Genomic DNA, 19,998 nt, shown 5'->3' on the forward strand with positions numbered 1-19,998 from the left:
GACCCCACTGCCGCCCTGCCGTTCGGCGCCGCCGCGTGGTGACTGGAACGGGGTGGCGCGGGTTTCCCGCTCACGTCGGGAGGGCGTGTCGCGGGTCAGACGTTGCGCTCGTAGACCATCCGCAGCCCGATCAGGGTGATCATCGGCTCGTGGTGGGTGATGGTCCGGCACTCGCCGATCACCACGGACGCCAGCCCGCCGGTGGCGATCACCGCCTTCACCTCGCCCAGTTCCTCGACCATCCGCTCGACGATCCGGTCGACCTGGCCGGCGAAGCCGAAGTACAGGCCGGACTGGAGGCACTCGACCGTGTTCTTGCCGATCACCGACCGGGGCCTGGTCGCCTCCACCTTGCGCAGTTGGGCGGCGCGGGCCGCGAGCGCGTCGAAGGAGATCTCGATGCCGGGGGCGAACGCGCCGCCGAGGAACTCCCCCCGCCCGCTGATCACGTCGAAGTTGGTGGTGGTGCCGAAGTCCACCACGATCGACGGCCCGCCGAAGAGGGTGTACGCGGCGAGCGTGTTCACCACCCGGTCCGAGCCGACCTCCTTGGGGTTGTCGATCGCCAGTTGCACGCCGGTGCGCACCCCCGGCTCGACGATCACGCTCGGCAGGTCGGCGTAGTACCGGGCCAGCATGTTGCGCAGCGAGCGCAGTGCGGCCGGCACCGTCGAGCAGGCTGCCACGCCGGTGATCTCCACGGCGTCACCGGCCAACAGCCCCCGGAACATCAGCCCGAGTTCGTCCGCCGTCGAGCGGGCGTCGGTCTTGACCCGCCAGGAGTGCACCAGCTTGTCGCCGTCGAACGTCGCCAGCACGGTGTTGGTGTTTCCGATGTCGATGCAGAGCAGCACGCACGCAGCCTAGACGCCGGGCTCGCCGGACGGCACGGACCGGCCGCCCGCGGGCAGGCGGCCCGCAGGCGGCAGCGCCCTGGCCCGGCTCACTGTGTCCGCAGGTCCAGCGCGACGTCCAGGATCGGCGAGGAGTGGGTCAGCGCACCCACCGACAGGTAGTCCACTCCGGTCGCCGCGTACCGCGCGGCCACGTCGAGGGTCAGCCCGCCGGTGGCCTCCAGCTCGGCCCGGTCGCCCACCGCGGCCACCACCTCGGTCAGCGTGGCCGGGGTCATGTTGTCCAGCAGCAGGAAGTCCGCGCCGGCCTCGACCGCCTCCAGCGCCTCGGCGAGGGTGTCCACCTCCACCTGCACCGGCACGTCCGGGAAGGCCGCCCGGACCCGGCGGTAGGCCGCCGCGACACCGCCGGCCGCGAACTTGTGGTTGTCCTTGATCATCGCGACGTCGTACAGGCCCATCCGCTTGTTCGTGCCGCCGCCGGCGCGCACCGCGTACTTCTCCAGCGCCCGCAGGCCCGGGGTGGTCTTGCGGGTGTCCAGCACCATCGCCTTGCTGCCGGTCAGCGCGTCCGCCCAGGCCCGGGTGTGGGTGGCCACCCCGGACAGCCGGCAGAGCAGGTTGAGCGCCGTCCGCTCGGCGGTGAGCAGCAGCCGGGTGGGCCCGGTCACGGTGGCCAGCACGTCGCCGCGGGCCACCCGCTGGCCGTCGTGGGCCACCAGCGACACCTCGGCGGCACCTGCGCCCCCGTCGGCCCCGCTCACCTCGCCGACCACCTCGAACACGGCCGCCGCGACGGCCAGCCCGGCCACCACCCCGTCGGCGCGGGCGACCAGGTCGGCGGTGTCGGTCTGGGTGGCCGGGATGGTGGCGACACTGGTGACGTCCAGGAAGTCCGGGCCGAGGTCCTCGGTGAACGCGTTGACGATCACCCGCCGCACATCGGCCGGGTCGAGCCCGCCGGCCCGCAGCGCCTGCTCCGTCGTCTCCCTCACTGAAACTCCCTCGGTTCGCGACTACAGGGCTTGCAAGAACTCACCATGTCCCCTCCCACCGGGACGTCAACCGGCCCTGCGACCCGATCGCGCCGGCCAGGTGGCCCAGCCACCGCTCGTCCGCCGTCGGGAAGTCCTCCCGCCAGTGGCAGCCCCGGGTCTCCTGGCGGGCGTACGCGGAGGCGACCAGGGCCGACGCCACGGTGATCAGGTTCGTCGCCTCCCAGTCGACGGTGCGGGGCACACCCCGGCCGGCGCCCAGCTCGCCGAGGTCCTCGGCCGTGCCCGCGAGTGTCCGCGCCGAGCGGAGCACCCCGGCGCCCCGGGTCATCGCCCGTTGCAGGGCCGGCGTCCCGTCGGCGGGCAGCACCCAGCCGCCCCCGCCGGCCCACGCGCCGGTGGCCGCCGGCTGGGCCTGGTCGGGCAGGCCGGCGGCGATGTCCTCGGCGATCCGGCGGGAGAAGACCAGCCCCTCCAGCAGCGAGTTGCTGGCCAGCCGGTTCGCGCCGTGCACGCCGGTGCAGGCCACCTCGCCGCAGGCGTACAGGCCGGGGATGGAGGTGCGACCGCGCAGGTCGGTGCGGACGCCGCCCGACGCGTAGTGGGCGGCCGGGGCGACCGGGATCAGGCCGGTGGCCGGGTCCACCCCGATGGCCAGGCAGGACGCGACGATGGTGGGGAAGCGCCCGGCGAGGAAGTCCCCGCCGAGGTGCCGGGCGTCGAGGTACACGTGGTCGGCGCCGGTGGCCAGCAGCACCCGGTGGATGCCCTTGGCCACCACGTCCCGGGGCGCCAGCTCGGCCAGCTCGTGCTGGCCGACCATGAACCGCTTGCCGTCGCCGTCGACCAGGTGCGCGCCCTCACCGCGCAGGGCCTCGGAGACCAGCGGCTGCTGGGCCCGGCCGGCCCCGGGCACCCCTGCGCCGGCCGGGGTGATCAGCGCGGTCGGGTGGAACTGGACGAACTCCACGTCGGTGACCGTCGCACCGGCCCGCAGGGCGAGGGCCACCCCGTCGCCGGTGGAGACCGCCGGGTTGGTGGTGGCCGAGAAGATCTGCCCCATCCCGCCGGTGGCCAGCACCACGGCCCGGGCCAGGATCGCCCCGACGCCGTCCTCGCTACCCTCGCCGAGCACGTGCAGGGTGATCCCGCAGGCCGGGCCGAGCCCGCCCGGGCCGTCACCGGGGGCGCGCAGCAGGTCCAGCACCAGGGCGTGCTCGAACAGCCGGATCCACGGGTCGCGGCGGACCGCCGCGTGCAGCGCCCGCTGCACCTCCGCGCCGGTGGCGTCCCCGCCGGCGTGCACGATCCGGTCCGCCCGGTGCCCGCCCTCGCGGGTGAGCATGAGCGAGCCGTCCGGATGGCGGTCGAACTCCGCGCCGATGCGCATCAGCTCCCGCAGCCGGGTCGGCCCCTCCGCCACCAGCACCCGCACGGCCGCCGGGTCGCACAGCCCGACGCCGGCGACCTCGGTGTCCGAGGCGTGCGCCTCAGGGGTGTCCGCCGGGTCGAGCACGGCGGCGATGCCGCCCTGCGCCCAGCGGGTCGAGCCGTCGTCGATGTTGACCTTGGTGACCACGGTGACGTGCAGGCCGGCCTCGCGCAGGTGCAGCGCGGCGGTGAGCCCCGCCACCCCGGAACCGACCACGACCACGTCGGTGGTCTCCACCCAGCCGGGTGCGGGCGCGGCCAACAGCGACGGCAGGGCGGGCAGGTCGACGGTCGGTACGTCCATGAGCACAGTCAACCCGAAGGTTCCTCGCCCCGGGCGGCGGGGGCACGACGAGCGGTTCCGGCTACGACACGGCGCCGCTACTTCGTCCGAACCGGGATCCCCGCCGGGCCGGCCCCCTTGAGCGAGGCGGTCACCGAGCGGTCGCTGAGCCACAGGTAGCAGCGGACACCCCGGTCGCCGACCCGCCACCGGCCCGCTCCGGGCGGGCGGACCATCACGCCGCTGCGGTAACCCAGGTCGCCGTCGTCCGGCACGCCGACGTAGCGGGCGAGCACCGAGCGGCAGCCGGTGTAGAAGGGCGCCCAGTCGGCGTCCCGGGCCGGGTACGGCCGGTCCGGCGCCTTCCACACCCCGACGAACTCGGCGTCGTGCCGGGTGGCGCACCCGACCGGCGTCAGCACCTGCGCCCCCCGCGTCCCGGCGGACCTGGTGCGCTGGCAGCCCAACCGCAGCGGCGACGCCGCCTTCAACGCGTCGCGCAGGCTGCCGGTGCGGGTGACCGGCACGGCCCCCACCTCGGCGGTGCTCACCTCGGTCAGGTCGCAGCGGTACCAGCGGGCGCCGGACGCCCAGCCGAGCTTCGACGGCTGCGCCACGGCCAGCCGGAGCCGGCCGGCCCGCCAGTCGTCGCCCACGTACCCGGTGGCCTTCGCGTCGCAGTCCGCGAACGCGCCGCGCAGCTCCGTCGACCCACCGGCCGGCGGGGCGGCCCGCTCCGCCGGGAACGCGCCCACGTGCACGGTCTCCACCCGGTGCGCGACGGCGCAGTCCACCGGCGCGTACGCCGCCAGGGTGACCGTCTCGGTGAAGTCGGCGACCTGACACACCCCCGTAGCCGGGGTGAAGGGCCCGGCCGGGGCGAGGGCCGCCCAGTCGTCGGTGAGGTCGCCGTCGAGCCCCGTGGACGCACCACAACCGACCAGCACGACCGCCACGGCCAGGGCCGCGCACAGGGTCGTCATCGCACGGCGCATCGGGCCTCCCCAGCCACCAGCTCACGACGGCGACCCCAGAGTAACCAGGAATGACCATCGGTGACAGACCGCGTACGAGCCGAAGTTCGCAGACGGCCGACCCGACCGGCCGGTCAGCCGACGACGGCGAGCGGGCTCGGGACCGGATCGCCGGCCGTGCCCGGCGCCACTGCGGCCGGGTCGCCGCCCAGCTCGACCACCCGGTTGTCGGCGTCCACGTGCACCACCCGGGGCCGGTACGCCCGCGCCTCGGCGTCGTCCAACTGCCCGTACGAGATCAGGATGACCAGGTCGCCGGGGTGCACCAGATGCGCGGCGGCGCCGTTGATGCCGATCACGCCACTGCCCCGCTCGCCGGGGATCACATACGTCTCCAGCCGGGCCCCGTTGGTGACGTCCACGATCGCCACCTGCTCGCCCGGGAGCAGGTCGGCCGCGTCGAGCAGGTCCTGGTCCACCGTCACCGAGCCCACGTAGTGCAGGTCGGCCTGGGTCACCGTGGCGCGGTGGATCTTCGACTTGAGCATGGTGCGGAACATCGGGGTGCCTTTCGCGCGCGGAGAGGTCAGGAGCGGGGGGCGAGCCGAATCGCCGCGTTGTCGATGAGCCGGGTCGCGCCGACCCAGGCCGCGACCAGCAGCCGGGCCGGGCCGGCGACCGGGCCGGGTTCCAGGTCCGGGTCGGTCAGCACCAGGTAGTCGAGCCGGGCCCCGGCCGCGCCGGAGCCGAACGCCCCATGGGCCTCGGCCAGCACCGCGCCGGCGTCCAGTCCCCGGTCGGCGGCGTCCGCGCCGGCCCGCAGCGCGGCCGACAGGCTCAGCGCCGCCTCCCGCTCCTGCGCCGAGAGGTAGCGGTTGCGGCTCGACAGGGCCAGGCCGTCCGGCTCCCGGACGGTCGGCACGCCGACCACCTCGACCGGCACGTCGAAGTCCCGGGCCATCCGCCGGACCAGGGTGAGCTGCTGGTAGTCCTTCTCGCCGAAGAACGCCAGGTCGGGCCGGGTGAGCTGGAACAGCTTGAGCACCACGGTGAGCACCCCGTGGAAGAAGCCCGGCCGGCTCAGCCCCTCCAGGTCGTCGCCGAGCAGGCCCGGGTTCACCCGGACCCGGGGCTCACCGTCCGGGTACATCTCCTCCCGGTCCGGCGCGAAGACCAGGTCCGCTCCGGCCCGTTGGCAGGCATCCAGGTCCGTCGCCAGGGTGCGCGGGTACCGGTCGAAGTCCTCGCTCGGGCCGAACTGGAGCGGGTTGACGAAGATCGTCACCAGCACGTGGTCGGCCCGTTCCCGGGCAGCCCGCAGCAGCGTCTCGTGCCCGGAGTGCAGCGCGCCCATGGTCATCACCACCCCGACCGTGCCGGTCAGCCCGGCGCGCGCCTTCGCCAGCTCCTCGCGGGTCCGCACCAACTCCGTCACTGTGCTGCCACCTCCCGATGGGTCCCACTGAGCACGTCGAGCAGCGACTCGGCGTCCGCCGGTCGCAGCCGGCCCGCCGCGATGGCCCGGTCCGCCGTCCGCCGGGCCAGGGTCAGGTACGGGGCCACCGACTCGGGCGCGGTCGCGGCCAGCCGCTCCAGGTGCCGGCGTACGGTGCCGGCGTCGCCCCGGGACACCGGGCCGGTCAGCGCGTCGTCGCCGAGTCGCAGCGCGTTCTCCAGCGCCGCCCGCAGCAGCGGGGCGAGCACCTTCTCCGGCTGGCCCACCCCGGCGTCACGCAGCCGGTCGGCCGCCTCGTTCACCAGGGTGACCAGGTGGTTCGCGCCGTGCGCCAGCGCCGCGTGGTACAGCGGCCGGTCGACCTCGGCCACCCACTCCGGCACCCCGCCGAGGTCGGCGGCCAGCCGGACGGCGAGCGGACGCAGCTCGGCCGGGGCGGTCACCCCGTACGAGATTCCGGCGAGCCGGCCGAGGTCGTCGGGCGTACCGGTGAAGGTCATCGCCGGGTGCAGGGCCAGCGGACGGGCCCCGACGGCGGCGGCCGGGGCGAGCACGCCCAGCCCGTGCGCGCCGGAGGTGTGCGCGACCACCTGGCCGGGCCGCAGCGCGCCCGTCTCGGCGAGCCCGGCCACCACCCCGGCCAGCGCGTCGTCGGGGACGGCGATCAGCAGCAGGTCGGTGGCGGCCCGGGCCACTGAGGTGGCGGAACGGTTGCGGGCGTCGGGGAGCAGCAGGGCGATCCGGGCCTTGGCCACCCCGGAGACGCCGGAGGCGGCGACCACCCGGTGTCCGGCGGCGGCGAGCGCGGCCCCCAGCACGGCGCCGACCCGACCGGCGCCGATGACGCCGACGGTGAGCACGCGGGGGAAGACGAGCGGGGCGCCGGCAGGGGCGCCGCCCGCGGGTACGGCGGCCCTGGAGGGGACGGCCGGACGCGGGCGCAGCGGTGCGCTCATGGCAACGATCCAGTCCTCGAAAAGGGGGTACCGGTCGATCGCAAGTATGCGCCGCGGCCACGGACCCGCAACAAGAAGGTGTGAAAACCTTCACCGATGGGCGTCCGGCAGCCACGGCGTCGCTCTTGTGGCCGCAGACCGTAGGGTCGGCACGATGACGGCTCCTGAACACGGAATGAACTGATGCCGGTCCGCTGGCGGGACGCGATGAGCCTGGCGCTGTACGGACCCGGGGGCTTCTTCGTGTCCGGCCCTGGCCCGGCGGGTCACTTCCGGACCAGCGTGCACGCGTCTCAGGCGTTCGCGGCGGCGCTCTTCCGGCTCGTCTCGCGGCTCGACGCCGACCTCGGGTTCCCCGACCCGTTCGACGTGGTGGACGTGGGCGCTGGACACGGCGAGTTGCTGCTCGCCCTGGCGGGGCTCGCCGGGGCGGCGGAGGCCGGTGACGACACCGCCGGGTCTGCGGTGGGGGGTGCCCGGGAGTCCACCCCGGCCGCCGGCCGCCCGTCGCCCGCCCGGCCGTCACCGGTCCCGCTGGCCCATCGGGTACGCCTCACCGCCGTCGAGAAGGCACCCCGCCCCGACGGCCTTCCGGCGGACATTGGCTGGGTGGACGAGATCCCGGACCGGATCACCGGCCTGTTGGTGGCCACCGAGTGGCTCGACAACGTTCCGCTGGACCTCGCCGTGCCCACCAGCGACGGCTGGCGCTACCTCCTGGTGGACCCCGGGACGGGCGAGGAGACACCGGGACCCCCACTGGCCCCCGAGGACGCCGCCTGGGTGGGCCACTGGTGGTCCACCCCGCCCCCGAATCCGTCGATCAAGAAGTTTGCGTCCGAGAAGAGCCCGGATTCAGCCGCAGACCTCTTGATCAACGGGGTTGAGGGGCGGGTGGAGGTTGGGCGGCTGCGGGATGAGGCCTGGGGTGGGGCCGTCGGGTGCGTCGAGCGAGGGCTGGCGTTGGCCGTGGACTACGGGCACCTGCGCGGGTCCCGGCCGGTGGGCGGGACGTTGACCGGGTATCGGGGCGGGCGGCAGGTCCCGCCCGTGCCCGACGGGTCCTGCGACGTCACGGCGCACGTGGCGATGGACTCGGCCGGCGCGGCCGGGGTGGCGGCGGGCGGCGGGGCGTACACGCTGGTGGGTCAGCGGGAGGCGCTGCGGGCGCTCGGGGCCGACGGCGGGCGACCGCCGCTGAGCCTTGCCGCCACCGACCCGGCCCGGTACGTGCGGGCGCTCGCCGCCGCGTCGGCGGTCGCCGAACTGACCGACCCGGCCGGGCTCGGCGGGCACCGGTGGCTGCTCCAACCGGTCGGCGTCACCGTCGATCCGCTCATGGCACGATGACGGGCATGACCACGGACACCGGTGACCTGCGCGAGCTGACCGTCGGCACCGGGGCCGGCGGGGAGCAGCTCGGCACCGACATGGTGCTCAACATCGGCCCGCAGCACCCGTCCACGCACGGGGTGCTGCGGCTGAAGCTGGTCCTCGACGGGGAACGGGTGATCGCCGCCGAGCCGATCGTCGGGTACATGCACCGGGGCGCGGAGAAGCTGTTCGAGGTGCGCGACTACCGCCAGATCATCGTGCTGGCCAACCGGCACGACTGGCTGTCGGCGTTCTCCAACGAGCTGGGCGTGGTGCTGGCCGTCGAACGGCTGATGGGCATGGAGGTGCCCGAGCGGGCCACCTGGCTGCGGATGGCGCTGGCCGAGCTGAACCGGGTGCTCAACCACCTGATGTTCCTCGGCTCGTACCCGCTGGAGATCGGCGCGATCACGCCGATGTTCTACGCGTTCCGGGAGCGGGAGACCATCCAGGCGGTGATGGAGGAGGTCTCCGGCGGCCGGATCCACTACATGTTCAACCGGGTCGGCGGGCTGAAGGAGGAGGTCCCGGCCGGCTGGACGGGTCGGGCCCGGGCGGCGATCGGCGAGGTGCGCCGCCGGATGCCGGACCTGGACAACCTGATCCGACGCAACGAGATCTTCCTGGCCCGCACGGTCGGGGTGGGGGTGCTGTCGTCCGCCGACGCCGCCGCTTTCGGCGCGTCCGGCCCGGTCGCCCGGGCCTCCGGACTGGACCTGGACCTGCGCCGCGACGAGCCCTACCTGGCGTACGACCAGCTCGACGTGCCGGTGGTCACCAAGACCGCCGGGGACTGCCACGCCCGGTTCGAGGTGCTGCTCGACCAGGTGTACGCCTCACTCGATATCGCCGAGCAGTGCCTGGACCGGGTGGACCGGCTCACCGGGCCGGTGAACACCCGGCTCCCGAAGGTGGTGAAGGCCCCCGAGGGGCACACCTACGCGTGGACGGAGAACCCGCTCGGCATCAACGGCTACTACCTCGTGTCGAGGGGCGAGAAGACGCCGTGGCGGTTGAAGCTGCGCACCGCGTCGTACGCGAACGTGCAGGCGCTGGCCACGCTGCTGCCCGGCTGCCTGGTGCCGGACCTGATCGCCATCCTCGGTTCGATGTTCTTCGTGGTGGGCGACATCGACAAGTAGCCGGGTGCTGTGCGCCGCGCTCCGCCGACGGCCGGTCGGCCGGTCGGCCGGCGGTCAGGGCGGCGGTCCGCCTAGCGGGTGCCACCGGCGCGGGGCGGGTCGTCGCGGGGCGGATGGCCGGACCACTCCCCGTCGGCGTGCTGATGCCGGCCGGTCTGGTCCGGGTCTGGCCGTCGGCCGCCCGGGTCCTCGTCCCACCGCCGCTCGCCCTGGCTCTGCCCGGCGCGGGGCTCGCTCCGCCGCACCGAAGCCCAGCGGTCCTCGACCCGGTACCCGCTGCCGTCGGCGTCGGCGTGCGCCGTGGCTCGCCGCTCACCGACCCGGACCTCCCGGCCCCGCTCGTCGTCGTGCACCTCCGCCCAGCGGTCCCCGGCCCGCAGCTCCGACCACTGGCCGGGTCCGGCGGGTGCCGGCTCGGGCTGGTACGGGCGGGCACGCCCGGCAGCGGCGGACCAACCCGGCGCGTCCCACGAGCCCCGGTCGGCGGGCCGGGCCCCGTCGGGCACACCCGCCCGTATTCCCCCGGACTCGTCGGCCCTGCCTCCCCGACCGGGCTCGTCGACGTGGCCTCCCCAGCCGGGCTCGTCGGCGGGGCGTCCCCATTCCGACCCGTCGGCGGGGCTTCCCCAGTCCGGCTCGTCGGCGGGGCCGCGCCCGTCGCGGTGATCGGACCGGTCGGCGTGGTCGTACCGGCCCACCCGGCCGGCGACGCCGTACTGACCCGCCCCGCCGGCGTCGTCGGGCCGGCCGGCCCACGCGGCCCCGTCGCGCGCTGCCACCCCGCGCAGGGCCTCGCCGCGCAGGGCCGCCCGGCCCGGTTCGTCCCGTGACACGGGCCAGGCGGGTTCCTCGCCCGGGACGGGCCAGGCGGGTGCCGCACGGGCGGCGGAGCGGCCGGGCGCGTGCCGTTCGGTCGGCTGCGGCGGCCGGGAGCGGTCGTCGGGCGGTTCGGGACGGACCCGGGCGGAGGAGTCGGCGTGCCCGGCCCAGTGATCCTCCGGCTCGGGGACGACCGCGCTGGCCCACGGCCGCTCCTGCGGCGTGGACGGCCACCGGCCGGCGGGACCGGCACCGTACAGGCCCACGCCCGGTTCCGGCCCGTCGACGACGGTGTGCCGGGTGGTGACGTGCACGGTCTCGGTGTGCCGGACCATGCCGACCGGGCGGGGAGCGGGCTCGGGGGCGACCGGGCGGGCGGCCGGCTCGGGGGCGACCGGGCGGGGAGCGGGCTCGGGGGCACCCGGCCCGGACGATCGGGCGTCGGGCTCGGCTGGCCGGGGCGCCGGTCCGGGGCCGCCGGGCTGGGCGGGACGCTCGGCCCCGGAACGCGGGGTCGGCCGGGGCCGGCGGACAGGAGGCTCGTCGTCGTGGGCCATCCCGGGCACCCGGACCCGCCCGGAAGGGGCTTCGTCGATGTCCTGGGGGCGGCGCGCGTCGTCGTACACCTCGGCGAGCGGAACCCGGGCGCGGCCGGTGCCGGCCGACCTTTCGGCGGGCGGCTCGGGGGCGGCGGCGGTCGCCACGGCGTCGAGCCGGCGACGCAGCGCCGCAACCTGGTCCTGGGCCCGCTGAGACGCGTCGAGCGCCTGGTTGCCGCGCTGCGCGGTGGCGACGATCTCGCCGTGCAGCTCGCGGCGCAGCTCCTCGATGTCGTCGTACAGGGCCTCGATCTCGGCCCGGCTGCCGCCGCCGTCCGTGCGCAGGGCGATCGAGAGACCGATCAGCACCACGGCCGTGATGGCGAGCACGGCGGCGAACCGCAGCGGTCCGTTGCCGTCAGCGACCAACAGGATCAGCGCCGCGACCGGGGCGAACGCCACGCCGGTCCAGAAGAGCACGGGCAGCAGACGGGACTCACGCCTGTCGGTGACGGCAACCGGGTCGGGCATGGGTGTGCAGCCTACCGAGAGTTCCAGCGGCTGGGAACGGGGCGGACGCCCTGACGGGCACCGGTCGCCGGCGGCGCGGGGCCGCCGACGACCGGTGGTGGGTCAGCCGACCGCGAGGGCCCCGTCGGAGGAGAGGACCAGACCGACGCTGGCGTTCCCCGTCGTCAAGGCGTTCTTGGTCTGCGGACCGGCCGCGTCCAGCGAGCTGAAGGAGCCGGCCTTGAAGTCGTAGACCCTGACCAGGCCGGCCTGGCACATCGGCCGCTTCGGGCACTCCGGCGGGCCGGCCAGCACGGTGGCGCTGCCGGAGCACTTGGCGGCCAGGTCGGAGAGGGTGATGACCCCGTACTTGTCGGCGAAGGCCTTGGTGACGGCGAACGCGTTCTGGTCCTGGGCGGCCGACGGCGCACCGAAGGCGAGGCCGGCCTTCTCGCCGCCGGCCTTGAGGGCTGCCACGGTCTTGTCCAGCTCAGGCGAGGAGACCGGCGGGGCGTCCTTGCCGTTGGCCTTGGTGTTCAGGAACTCGGCCATGGTCGCCGCGTACTCCGGGACGACCTGGATCTCGCCCTTCTCCAGGGCCGGCTCGTAGAGCTCCCGGTTGCCGATCTGCTGCACCTTGACCTGGTAGCCGGCGGCGGTGAGGGTGATCCGGTACAGCTCGGCGAGGGTCTCACTCTCGCTGAAGTTGCCGGCACCCACCACGATCGGGCCGCCCGGCCCCTTCTCCAGCCCCTGGGTGAGGTTGTTCGCTGCGGCGAACTCCGCCGCGGCGATCTTGGAGGTCTTGCGGTCCACGACGACGGCCTTGTTGAGGCCGATCAGCTTCGGGGTGTCCAGCGCCGCGGAGACCTTGTCGAGCGCCGCGACCAGCTGCGGCTTGGCCACCTTCGCGTTGATCGCCGGAAGGATGTTGTCGCTGTTCTGCAGCTTCTTGTCATCCGTCAGGACGACCAGCTGATCACCAGCCACCGGGGCGCACCCGGCCCCCGACGCGCCCTGCTCGGGCGCCTCGGTCCCGGAGGACCCGGCGTCGCCGCAACCGGTGAGAAACCCGGCCGCGGTAAGGACGCCGATCGCGCCGATTGCCAGGCGTGTACGTGCGCGCATCAAGCCCGCCTTCCGTGTCCCGGCGCGGCCCATTCGGGCCGGCCGCGTGTCCGACGGGCGATCCCTCTTGTTCATCGCCCGCGATCTCTCACCCAACATCCTGACGGCCGACCCCGCCAACCCGAGGCGCGCTTTGTCACCGGATCGTCACAACGGAGGCGTACGAGGGCGGTCGGACGGCCCTGCCCTCAGGTGCCGGCGACGGCGTCCGCGGCGCGGCGGTTCGCCCGACGCCGGGCCGGGCGCAGCGGGCGCGGGGTGACCACCCGCTCGACCAGTGCCAGCACCAGTTCGGCCAGCACCGCCAGCCCGGCCACCAGCAGGCCCCCGGCGATGATCTGCCCGCCCCCGGCGGCGATGTCCAGGCCGAAGCCGGCCCGGATGATCTGGCCCAGGCCACCGCCGTTGACGAACGACGCCAGCGCGGCCGTCGCCACCACCTGCACCGTCGCGGTCCGGAAGCCGGCCGCCAGGTACGGCACCGCAAGCGGCAGCTCCACCCGGCGCAGCACCTGCCCGCCGGACAGCCCCATTCCGCGCGCCGCGTCCCGGGCCTCCGGGTCGGCCTGACGCACCCCGGTGTACGCGTTGGCCAACAGCGGCGGCACCGCGAAGACTGCCAGCGCGACCACCACCGACGGTCGGCCGAAGCCGAGGAAGGTCAACGGCAGGATGGTCAGCAGGGCCAGGGTCGGCACGGCGAGGGTGACGTTGGAGACGAGCACGACCAGCCCGCCGCCCCGCCCGGTGTGGCCGAGCCAGAGCCCGACGGGCCAGGCCACCAGGCAGCCGAGCAGCACGGCCGCCGCCGAGATGCTGAGGTGTTCGCCGAGCCGGTCCAGGACGCCGCCCGGGTTGGTCCAGTTCAGCGGGTCGTTGAGCCAGAGCACCGCCTGGCCGACCGGGTTGCTCACCGGGCTACCCTCCCGCGGTCGTTCGTCGGCCCCGCCCCCAGGTCGCCCGGCGGGGGCGTGTCATGGCTGCTCGCCGGGCCCGTCCAGTGGCCGCTCATCGCGTCCCGCGCAGCCAGGGGGTGGCCGCCCGGCCGATCCCGGCGAGGATCAGGTCCAGCACCAGGGCCAGCAGGACGCAGAGCAGCGTGCCGGTCATGATCTGGGCCTTGTAGAAGTTGTTCTGGAAGCCGGCGAAGATGAGCTGTCCCAGACCGCCCCGGCCGACCACCACCCCGACGGTCACCAGCGCCACGGTCGACACGGTGGCCAGCCGCAGACCGGTGAGGATGCCGGGCAGGGCCAGCGGCAGCTCGATCCTCAGCAGCCGGCCCCACCGGCCGTACCCCATGCCCTCGGCGGCCTCGCGGACCTCGGGCGGGACCTGGCTCAGTCCGGCGACGGCGTTGCGGACGATGACCAGCAGCGCGTACAGCACCACCACGCTGAGCACGGTCACCGCCCCGATCCCCAGGTACGGCGCGAGGAAGGCGAACAGCGCCAGGGACGGGATCGTGTAGAGCACACCGGTGAATGCGAGAATCGGGCCGGCGAGCGGGCGGAACCGGTGTGCCACCAGGGCGAGCGGCAGGGCCACCAGCGCGGCGATCAGCACCGCCCGCGCGGTCAGCGAGGCGTGGTCGCGCAGCGCGGCGAGGATCGTGTCAGAGTTGTCCCGCACGAACTGCCAGGAGAACCACGGGTTACCCGGGTCGGCCCGGTAGCTCAGGCGGAAGGACATGCGTGGACGTTACCCCGGGAACCACCGGTGACGCCGGCCAGAGTGCCGCGTCGATCGCTCTGGAGGGCATCCGTAAGCGCTACCCGGACGGCACCGAGGCGGTCCGCGAGCTGAGCCTGGAGGTCAGGGCCGGGGAGCTGGTGGTGCTGATCGGCCCGTCCGGCTGCGGCAAGTCGACCGTGCTCAGGATGATCAACCGGCTGATCGAGCCGACCGGCGGCCGGATCCTGCTCGGCGACGAGGACGTTACCCGGGTCGACCCGGTCGAGCTGCGCCGCCGGATCGGTTACGTGATCCAGAACGTCGGCCTCTTCCCGCACCAGACGGTCCTGGCGAACGTCGGCACCGTCCCCCGGCTGCTCGGCTGGGCCCGGGACCGGGTGCGCCGCCGGTCCGAGGAGCTGCTGGAGCTGGTCGGGCTGGACCCGGGGCAGTTCGGTCGCCGCTACCCGCACGAGCTGTCGGGCGGCCAGCGGCAGCGGGTCGGGGTGGCCCGGGCGCTGGCCGCCGACCCGGTGGTGCTGCTGATGGACGAACCGTTCTCGGCCGTCGACCCGATCGTGCGGACCCGGTTGCAGGAGGAGTTCCTTCGGCTCCAGGCGGAGGTTCGTAAGACCATCGTGCTGGTCACCCACGACCTGGACGAGGCGGTCCGGCTCGGCGACCGGATCGCGGTGCTCTCCGAGGGCGGCCGGCTGGAGCAGTACGACACTCCGGCGGCCCTGCTCGGGGCGCCCGCCTCCCCGTTCGTCCGGGAGTTCGTCGGCGAGGACCGGGGCATCCGGGCGCTCGCCGTGACCCCGGTCACCCGGGACGCGCTGGACCCGGCACCGGCCGACCCCGCCGGGCTGCCCGAGGTGGCGCTGGGCTCGTCGGCGTACGACGCGCTGGCCGTGATGCTCACCGCCGGGGCAGACCGGGCGCTGGTGACCGCCGACGGCCGGCCGGCCGGGGTGCTCACCCGGGAACGCGCGTTGGGGGCGGGACGCTGACCCCGCCGGGCGGCCGGGTCCCACGCCCGCCGCCTGGCCCCGGCCGCCGGGTCAGGCCCGGCCGCCCAGGCTGGCGGTGCCGATGATCCAGCCGGAGAGGAAGCCGTAGGTGGCGCCGGTGCCGGCGGACTGAAGCGCGGCGAGCAGCGACGGGTCGGGCCCCAGCAGCGTGCTGACCAGCGCGGCCAGGCCGGCGGCCAGCACGTACGCCCCCCAGCCGGAGAAGAACTGGCTGAACGACCCCTGCACCCGGGCCACCTGCGAGGCCGGGAGCAGGTAGAGCAGGGCCCCCGCCAGGATGACCAGCAGGATGGCCCGCAGGTCGGTGGCGAGCACCCCCTGCCCCGGGTCGTCGGAGCTGAGGCGCCAGGCCGGCCAGGCGAGCAGCCGCAGGAACCAACCACCGGCCCCGTTCGGGTCGGTGTTGTCCTCCGCCCACCCGACGTACAACGGGCTGCCGCAGACCCCGACGAGCACCAGCACCGCGAGGATGCCGGTGCCGGCCGCGGTCCCGTACCTGCTGACCGTGGCGGAGCGGTTGGTGGGAGGCATGGCGCGACCAGTTCCCGGTACGCCCCGACGGGCAAACCTGCGGGCCACCACGGTCGGCCCGGCTAGCGCTTCATCAGGTAGTCGATGAACTTGGCCCGCAGCAGCGGAGCCGACTCCTCGTAGCCGTGCCCGGTCAGCTCCCGCCACAGCGCGGCCGCCTCGTCGATGGTCGGGCCGACCGAGTTCGGCGCACCGTCCAGCGCGGCGGCCTCGTCGGCGTTGGGCAGGTGGCGCAGCACCGACCAGTAGAACCTGGCGTCGCGACGCTCCCGGGCCAGCGCGAACGCCCGCTCCCGCAGCTCCTCGGTGGAGAGCGCGTCCAGCTCCTCGAACGTGTGCCCGCCCGTACCGGTGGAAGGTGTCTCGGTCATGCCGCCGAGCCTAACCGCCGAGATCACCGGGGGCGCGGCGGACGCGGCGCGGGCCGGGCGCGGGCGGCCACGCGGCGTACGCCGACACCGTGCGGGCCGAATGTCCGTCGGCGGTGTACGGACGGGGCGTCAGCGGTCGCCGCCGTCCCAGTGTCGGGGGCGGGTGTCCCAACGGGACGCGTCCCAGGGGTCCGCAGGCGTGTCGTCGGACCGGGTGGGCAGGGCGGGCGGCCAGTCCTCGACCGGCGCCGGCCGGGGCACCGACCAGCCGGAGCTGATGGCGCCGTCGCCGCTCGGACGGGCCTCCACGTCGGCACCCGCCGACCGGGGTCGCCCGTACGTCTCGACGAGCCGGGTCACCACCAGGCCGACGCCGAGCGCGGCCCCGCCCACCGTCCACCGGCTGACCTGCCAGCCCCGGGCCCCGGACCAGGCGAGCAGGACGGTGACCAGGCTCACCGCGAGCAGGGTCCCGAAGATCCCGCCGCGCCGGCCGTACGCGCTGGTGCCGGCGAGCAGCGCGGTGCCCACGGCGAGCACCGTCCAGCCCAGTCCCTCGGTCGGTACGACCGGCCCGGCGCCGTTGCCAGCGATCAGGATGCCGGCCAGCATGGCGAGGACGGTGGACAGGACGAACGAGACCACGACGATGGCACCCGCCGCCCCGCCCCGGCGGCTGGCCGGGTCGGCCACCGCCCGGAACCGCCCGACCAGCCGGCGCACCGGTCGGATCGCCCCGAACAGGCCGCCGAGCACCGCCACCGCGGCGAAGCCGACGAAGAGGTAGAACGCGCTGTCGCTGGGGTCGTACCCACCCTGCACGAGGACCGGCGTGGCTCGCCGCTCGATGTAGACCACCACGCCGGCCGCGCCGGCCAGGCTCGCCGCCCAGCCCGGCACGTGCAGGACGACCACGGCCAGCCCCACCAGCAGCCCGCCGACGGCGGCCACCGCCGCGGCGTGGCCCACCGCGACCTCGACCCCCCGGTCGCCCTGCTCGGCGAAGTGCAGCGCGGCGGCGACCGCGACCGGGCCCACCGCCAGGTTCACCGCCGCCGTCCGCAGGCTCAGTCCGGCGGCCAGGACGAGCAGCCCCACCGCCACCACGTCGACCAGCAGGACCCGCAGGCCGTCGTCGCGCAGCGCGGCCGGGTCGTCCCGCCACAGCAGCCAGGTCAGCACGGCCAGGCCGGCGGCGAGCAGCAGCTCCCAGGTGACGTGCACGGCGACCCGATCCCGCCCCGGCTCGCCGTGCGTCGGATCGTCGAAGACGTTCTCCAGCACCGCCGCGGGCACGCCCGACGAGGGCTGCACCGGGGCGTCGCGGCCCGGATCGTCGTACCCCATGACGCGTGCCCTCCCCAGGTCACGGCCGCAGGGTCCGACGCGGGCGGACCGGGGCGGCCGTTGCTCACCGGTCGCCAGGCACGGTACCTGCGCGCCGGGCCGGGCGTAACCCCCGCGCTCAGCGTCGACCCGGGCGGCTCTCCCGATCGCCGGTGTCGCGCTCGTCCTCCGGCTGGTCCGGCACCCGGCAGGCCCGCTCCAGCCAGATCGCGGCGGCCACCAGCGCGAGCGAGGCGAGCAGCCCCGCCCCGGCGGCCGGGCGGTCCTCGGTGGCTGCCTGGGTGCGCTCCACGAAGAGCCACCCGGTCAGCCCGGCGCACCAGCCGGCGAAGATCGCCCCGGCCAGCGCGGACGCCTTGGCCAGCACCACGAACCGGGCCACCAGCAGCGGATTGACCGGGTCCCGGCCCGGCCTGCCCTTGAGCCGGCCCTGGGTGTTGACCGCCGCGTACGCCTCCAGCACCGCCAGCGCGGCCAGCGTGACGACGGGCAGCCACGGCAGGCGGGGGAAGCCCTCGTAGTAGAAGCCGCTGATCGCCAGCCAGGCCACCGCTGCGGCGGCCAGTCCGGCGACGACCAGGGTGGAGATCCGGGTGGGGCCCATCCTGGACCGTTCGGGGTCCGTCCCGCGCGGCGGTGGGGACTGTGCCTGGGTCATGCCGGCCGGCTCCACTGGCTCATGCCGACGACTCTAACGCCAGATCCGGCCGGGGACTCAGTTCCAGGGCGTCACCGGCCACCGGTTCGGCGTTCAGCAGGTCGGTCAGCCAACCGTGCCCGGGCAGCCGCCCGTACGGCTGGATGTCGATCCACGGCCGCAGCACGAACGCCCGCAGGTGGGCCCTGGGGTGCGGCAGCGTCAGCTCGGGGTCGTCGCTGCGCACCGGCTCACCCGCGTCGTCCCACACCGCGACCACGTCGACGTCCAGCGTGCGCGGGCCGAACCGGCGCTGCGGGTCGCGCTCGCGGCCGGCCCGCCGCTCGGCGGCCCGGGCCCGCGTCAGCCAGTCCCGTGGGGCCGCCGCCGGGTCCTCGACCAGCGCCACCGCGTTGAGGTACGCCGGCTGGTCCGCGTCGCCCCACGGCGGGGTCTCGTAGACGCCGGAGACCAGCAGCACCGCCTCGCCGAGGGTGTCCACGGCCGAGCGCAGGTGGGCCAGCCGGTCGCCGAGGTTGCTGCCGAGGGAGAGCAGGGCGCGGGTCACGCCACGCCCCCGTTCCCGGCGGACGGGGGTGGCGGCTCCGGTTGCGACTGCGGTTGGGGCTGCGCCGGCGCGGGGCCGCCGGTGGTCGACGCCGGGCTGCCGCCGGGCGGGTGGGCCGGCGGGCCGGGACGGGTCCGGGTCATGGTCACCGCGACATCGGTGAAGGCGTGCGGGACCGGGGCCTCGGGCTTGTGCACGGTCACCGTCGCCCGGACCACCCGGGGGTCGGCCAGACAGATCGCGAGGAGCCGGTCGGCGAGCGTCTCGATCAGGTTGACCGGCTCCCCCGTGAGCACCTCGACCAGCCGGTCGGCCAGCTCGCCGTAGTGCACCGTGTCGGTCACGTCGTCGGAGCGGGCGGCCGGCGCGAGGTCCAGTTCGAGGACGGCGTCGACGACGAAGTCCTGCCCCCGCTCGCGCTCGAAGTCGTAGACGCCGTGCCGCCCGTGCGCCCGCAGGCCGGTCAGCGTGATCCGGTCGGTCACCGGTCCCCCTCCGTCTGGATTCCGTCGGCCCGCTTCCCGCCGGCCCGGTCGGACACGAGGCGGGGACGGCCGCTGGCCCGCCAGACGGCCAGCGCGTCGACGGTGCCGAGCACGTCGTGCACGCGTACCCCCCAGGCGCCCGCCGCCACCGCGAGCAGGCTGGTGGCGGCGCTGGCCGCCTCCCGCCCGGCGGTCGGCCGGGGGACGCCGTCGGCATCGGCGAGCAGCCGGCCCAGGTACGACTTGCGGCTGGCCCCGAACAGCAGCGGGAAACCGAGCTCCAGCAGCTCGGGCAGGCGGGCGGTGAGCTGCCAGTTGTGCTCGGCGGTCTTGGCGAAGCCGAGGCCCGGGTCGACGACGATCCGGTCGGCTGGCACACCGGCGGCCAGCGCGGCGTCGATCCGCTGGGCCAGCTCGGCCCGGACATCGATCACCACGTCGGTGTAGTGGGCCAGCTCGCGCATCCCCCGGGAGTGCCCCCGCCAGTGCATCAGCACCCAGGGGCAGCCGAAGTCGCGAACCACCCGGGCCATGTCCGGGTCCGCCAGACCGCCGGACACGTCGTTGACCACGGCGGCCCCGGCCGCGAGGGCGGCCTCGGCGACCCGGGCACGGCTGGTGTCGATGCTGACCGCGACGCCGGCGGCGGCGAGCTCCCGGATCACCGGCAGCACCCTGGCCGCCTCCGTCTCCGCGTCCACCCGGTCCGCACCGGGGCGGGTCGACTCGCCCCCGACGTCCACCAGGTGCGCGCCGTCCACCGCGAGTCGCACCCCGTGTGCGACGGCGGCGGTGGAATCGGCGTACCGGCCGCCGTCGGAGAACGAGTCGGGCGTGACGTTGAGGACACCCATCACCACCGGGGCCTGCGCCCGCACCAGATCGGTCACGAC

Annotated in this window: 20 protein-coding genes and 1 pseudogene; 3 read left to right on the plus strand and 18 right to left on the minus strand. The window is 75.2% G+C overall.

Going from position 1 to position 19,998, the window contains the following annotated elements; genetic code table 11:
• Positions 1-95: 95 nt before the first annotated feature.
• The 7 genes from ACQPZO_RS28805 to ACQPZO_RS28835 all read right to left on the minus strand — a co-directional run bounded on the left by ACQPZO_RS28805 (position 96) and on the right by ACQPZO_RS28835 (position 6,949).
• Positions 96-854, minus strand: a complete 759-nt coding sequence (locus ACQPZO_RS28805; RefSeq protein WP_350881422.1) for a type III pantothenate kinase — start codon at positions 852-854, stop codon at positions 96-98.
• Positions 855-943: 89 nt separating this feature from the next.
• A complete protein-coding gene (gene nadC, locus ACQPZO_RS28810; RefSeq protein WP_433345138.1) occupies positions 944-1,849 on the minus strand; it encodes a carboxylating nicotinate-nucleotide diphosphorylase in 906 nt (301 codons plus the stop codon).
• Between the two features lie 40 nt (positions 1,850-1,889).
• Entirely contained in the window at positions 1,890-3,584 is a 1,695-nt protein-coding gene (locus ACQPZO_RS28815) for an L-aspartate oxidase (RefSeq protein WP_433345140.1), read from the minus strand.
• Between the two features lie 77 nt (positions 3,585-3,661).
• Positions 3,662-4,558 (minus strand): septum formation family protein, encoded by an 897-nt coding sequence (locus ACQPZO_RS28820; protein WP_433345142.1) that lies wholly within the window; start codon positions 4,556-4,558, stop codon positions 3,662-3,664.
• Between the two features lie 113 nt (positions 4,559-4,671).
• Positions 4,672-5,097: an aspartate 1-decarboxylase gene (panD, locus tag ACQPZO_RS28825; protein ID WP_350881414.1), complete on the minus strand. Its 426-nt coding sequence runs from the start codon at positions 5,095-5,097 to the stop codon at positions 4,672-4,674.
• A gap of 26 nt (positions 5,098-5,123) precedes the next feature.
• The gene (gene panC / locus ACQPZO_RS28830) at positions 5,124-5,972 is read right to left on the minus strand and encodes a pantoate--beta-alanine ligase (RefSeq protein WP_433345144.1); all 849 of its coding nucleotides are present in this window, start codon (positions 5,970-5,972) and stop codon (positions 5,124-5,126) included.
• On the minus strand, positions 5,969-6,949 hold the full coding sequence (locus ACQPZO_RS28835; RefSeq protein WP_433345147.1) for a Rossmann-like and DUF2520 domain-containing protein: 981 nt from the start codon (positions 6,947-6,949) through the stop codon (positions 5,969-5,971). Before ACQPZO_RS28835 ends, panC begins: the two co-directional genes overlap by 4 nt.
• A gap of 183 nt (positions 6,950-7,132) precedes the next feature.
• Between ACQPZO_RS28835 and ACQPZO_RS28840 the strand changes: the two genes are divergently transcribed.
• Positions 7,133-8,299, plus strand: coding sequence for an SAM-dependent methyltransferase (locus tag ACQPZO_RS28840; RefSeq protein ID WP_433345149.1), 1,167 nt, complete (start codon positions 7,133-7,135; stop codon positions 8,297-8,299).
• Positions 8,296-9,465 (plus strand): NADH-quinone oxidoreductase subunit D, encoded by a 1,170-nt coding sequence (locus ACQPZO_RS28845; protein WP_433345151.1) that lies wholly within the window; start codon positions 8,296-8,298, stop codon positions 9,463-9,465. Before ACQPZO_RS28840 ends, ACQPZO_RS28845 begins: the two co-directional genes overlap by 4 nt.
• Positions 9,466-9,536: 71 nt before the next feature.
• Here ACQPZO_RS28845 and ACQPZO_RS28850 read toward each other — a convergent pair whose 3' ends face one another.
• The 4 genes from ACQPZO_RS28850 to ACQPZO_RS28865 all read right to left on the minus strand — a co-directional run bounded on the left by ACQPZO_RS28850 (position 9,537) and on the right by ACQPZO_RS28865 (position 14,153).
• The gene (locus ACQPZO_RS28850) at positions 9,537-11,354 is read right to left on the minus strand and encodes a hypothetical protein (protein WP_433345153.1); all 1,818 of its coding nucleotides are present in this window, start codon (positions 11,352-11,354) and stop codon (positions 9,537-9,539) included.
• 102 nt (positions 11,355-11,456) lie between these two features.
• Complete coding sequence (locus tag ACQPZO_RS28855) at positions 11,457-12,323, minus strand: glycine betaine ABC transporter substrate-binding protein (protein WP_433345155.1); 867 nt, start codon at positions 12,321-12,323, stop codon at positions 11,457-11,459.
• 326 nt (positions 12,324-12,649) lie between these two features.
• The gene (locus ACQPZO_RS28860) at positions 12,650-13,375 is read right to left on the minus strand and encodes an ABC transporter permease (RefSeq protein ID WP_350881398.1); all 726 of its coding nucleotides are present in this window, start codon (positions 13,373-13,375) and stop codon (positions 12,650-12,652) included.
• A gap of 94 nt (positions 13,376-13,469) precedes the next feature.
• Positions 13,470-14,153 carry an ABC transporter permease gene (locus tag ACQPZO_RS28865; protein WP_433345157.1) on the minus strand — a complete coding sequence of 228 codons (684 nt, stop codon included), beginning with the start codon at positions 14,151-14,153 and terminating at the stop codon, positions 13,470-13,472.
• Positions 14,154-14,155: 2 nt separating this feature from the next.
• On the opposite strand from ACQPZO_RS28865, the gene ACQPZO_RS28870 reads away from it, so the two are divergent.
• A complete protein-coding gene (locus ACQPZO_RS28870) occupies positions 14,156-15,145 on the plus strand; it encodes an ABC transporter ATP-binding protein (RefSeq protein ID WP_350881394.1) in 990 nt (329 codons plus the stop codon).
• Between the two features lie 51 nt (positions 15,146-15,196).
• Here ACQPZO_RS28870 and ACQPZO_RS28875 read toward each other — a convergent pair whose 3' ends face one another.
• The 7 genes and pseudogenes from ACQPZO_RS28875 to folP all read right to left on the minus strand — a co-directional run bounded on the left by ACQPZO_RS28875 (position 15,197) and on the right by folP (position 19,995).
• Complete coding sequence (locus tag ACQPZO_RS28875; protein ID WP_433345159.1) at positions 15,197-15,697, minus strand: hypothetical protein; 501 nt, start codon at positions 15,695-15,697, stop codon at positions 15,197-15,199.
• Positions 15,698-15,759: 62 nt separating this feature from the next.
• The gene (locus ACQPZO_RS28880; RefSeq protein WP_433345161.1) at positions 15,760-16,068 is read right to left on the minus strand and encodes a hypothetical protein; all 309 of its coding nucleotides are present in this window, start codon (positions 16,066-16,068) and stop codon (positions 15,760-15,762) included.
• A 129-nt stretch (positions 16,069-16,197) separates the two neighbouring features.
• Entirely contained in the window at positions 16,198-17,415 is a 1,218-nt protein-coding gene (locus ACQPZO_RS28885) for an ABC transporter permease (protein ID WP_433345163.1), read from the minus strand.
• Positions 17,416-17,533: 118 nt separating this feature from the next.
• Positions 17,534-18,073: a DUF3180 domain-containing protein gene (locus ACQPZO_RS28890; protein WP_433345166.1), complete on the minus strand. Its 540-nt coding sequence runs from the start codon at positions 18,071-18,073 to the stop codon at positions 17,534-17,536.
• Positions 18,074-18,092: 19 nt separating this feature from the next.
• Positions 18,093-18,620, minus strand: a complete 528-nt coding sequence (gene folK / locus ACQPZO_RS28895) for a 2-amino-4-hydroxy-6-hydroxymethyldihydropteridine diphosphokinase (protein WP_433345168.1) — start codon at positions 18,618-18,620, stop codon at positions 18,093-18,095.
• 131 nt (positions 18,621-18,751) lie between these two features.
• A pseudogene (gene folB, locus ACQPZO_RS28900) lies at positions 18,752-19,105 on the minus strand (dihydroneopterin aldolase); the annotation flags it as partial.
• Positions 19,102-19,995, minus strand: a complete 894-nt coding sequence (gene folP / locus ACQPZO_RS28905; protein ID WP_433345170.1) for a dihydropteroate synthase — start codon at positions 19,993-19,995, stop codon at positions 19,102-19,104. The gene folP and the pseudogene folB, both read right to left, overlap by 4 nt.
• Positions 19,996-19,998 lie beyond the last annotated feature (3 nt).

The sequence above is a fragment of the Micromonospora sp. CA-111912 genome (genome assembly GCF_050948415.1).
In the GTDB taxonomy this organism is placed as follows: Bacteria; Actinomycetota; Actinomycetes; order Mycobacteriales; family Micromonosporaceae; genus Micromonospora.